General features: G+C 69.4%; 1 protein-coding gene. It reads right to left on the reverse strand.

Annotation, left to right across the window (positions count from 1 at the left end):
• Positions 1-2,213, reverse strand: a 2,213-nt coding sequence (locus ACXAID_RS27825) for a transglycosylase domain-containing protein (protein ID WP_475025392.1), incomplete at both ends; no start/stop codon positions are given.

Raw genomic sequence — 2,213 nt, forward strand, 5'->3', positions numbered from 1 at the left:
CCCGGCAGGTTCACCGGCCCCGGCTGACCGTCCGGTCCCGGAGGCGGTGGTGGCGCCCCGGGATCCGGTGGGGGCGGGGGTGCCCCCGGCGGTGGCGCGGCCGGCACGGTGGTCGGCGGACCCCACGGGATGGTGATGCCGGGTGCGATCTCCAGCGTCGGCTGGATGACCGTCTCCGACGGTGGGGGCGGCTCGGTCGAACTCGGGGGCGGAGGCGGCGCCGCGGGCACGCCGGCATAGCCGCCGATCTCCTCGGGGTCGGGGAACGACTCGTTGTCGGTGCCGTCGAGCGCACCGTCCATCGTGGCCTTCCAGATGTCGGACGGCAGGCCCGAGCCGTACACCGGCGACCCCCACTGGTTCACCAGCGGTTCGGTGCCCTCGGTGGTCCCCACCCAGACCGCCGTGGCCAACGACGGCGTGAAGCCGACCATCCAGGCGTCGCGGTTGGCACCGGTGTCGCCGAGCTGATTGGTGCCCGTCTTGGCCGCCGACGGGCGGCCGCCGGCGAGGTTGTGGCCGCCGGAATAGCCGGCGATCGGCTCCATCGCCGAGATCACGTTGTCGGCGACGTCCTTGTCGATGCGCTGTTCGCCGGAGTTGTCCTCCTGGCTGGCGTCGTAGAGGACCGTGCCCTCGGCGTTGACGACCTTCTGCACGAAGTGCGGCTTGTGATAGACGCCCGAGTCGGCGATCGTCGCGTAGGCCGAGGCCATGTCGATCACCCGCGATTGGTACTGGCCCAGCACGACGCCGTTGTTGGGCGGTCCGCCCTGCCCGTCCTCGGACAGGGTGTGCTCGACACCCGGGAAGCTCTCGGCGATACCCGCACGGTGCGCGGCGTCGGCGACGTCGGCGGGCCCGTCCTCGAGCTCCAGCATCAGCCGGTAGTAGCTGGTGTTCAGCGACCGCTTGAGCGCCTCGGCGATGTTGCAGGTGCCGCAGCCCCCGCCGCCGACGTTGCCGATCTCGATCCCGTTGACTGTCAACGGCGAGCTATCTACCTGATAGCCCAGGCCCATGCCCTGCTCGAGCGCGGCGATCAACGCGAACACCTTGAACGACGACCCGGTCGGCAGACCGGCCTGGGCGAAGTCGAACCCGGCGGCATCCGAACCGCCGTAGTAGGCCTTCACCCCGCCGTTTCTCGGGTCGATCGACACCACCGCGGCGCGCATGTCCGGGTCCTGACCGTCCATGTACTCCTCGACCGCGTCCACCGCCGCGGCCTGCGCCTGCGGATCGATCGTTGTGGTGATCTGCAGCCCTTCGGTGTTCAACGTCTGCTCGTTGATGTCGAAGATGTCCATCAGCTCGTTGATCACCTGCCGCTCGATCAGTCCGTTCGGGCCGGTGGTCTGGTTCTGGGTGCTCGCCGCGTCCGGCGGAATCGTCGGCGGGAACACCTGTGCGGCGCGGTCCTGTTCGGAGAGCGCGCCGATCTCGACCATGCCGTCGAGCACCCAGTTCCACCGGTCCTCCGCACCGACCGGGTCGACGGCCGGGTCCAGCGCCGAGGGCCGCTGGATCAACGCGGCCAGCAACGCGCCCTCGGCGACGTCGAGCTGTTCGACCGGTTTGGCGAAATAGGCCTGCGACGCCGCGGCCACCCCGTAGGCACCGCGGCCGAAATAGATGATGTTCAAGTAGGACTCGAGCACCTGGTCCTTGGACCATTCGCTGGACATCTTGGTGGAGATCACCAGTTCCTTGGCTTTTCGGATCAACCCGCCCACACCGGAGCGGGCGTCGCCGACCAAGGCGTTCTTCACGTACTGCTGGGTGATCGTCGACCCGCCCTGTAGATCGCCGCCGAAGATGTTGTTCTTGGCGGCGCGCAGGAACCCGGTCAGGGAGAACCCCGGATTGGAGTAGAAGTCGCGATCCTCGGCGGCCATCACCGCGTCCCGCACGTGCACCGGGATCTGGTCGATACTCACGTCGACCCGGTTGCCTTCGGGCGGAACGATCTTGGCGATCTCGCTGCCGTCGCCGGCCAGGATGGTCGACACCTGCGCGGTGCGGATGTCACCGGGCTTGGGAACGTCGACGATCAGGTACGCCATCCCGAACGTCAGCACCGGCAACACGATCAGCACAACCGCGGCGGCCGCCAGGCCGCGGCGCACCCACCGCCAGTTGATCCGCTCGCGCAGGCCGGGCCCCGAGGGACCGTTCCCGCCGGGGCCGTCGCCGCCCGGACCGCCCCCGCC

This window comes from Mycobacterium sp. ABE4_509, assembly GCF_056160785.1.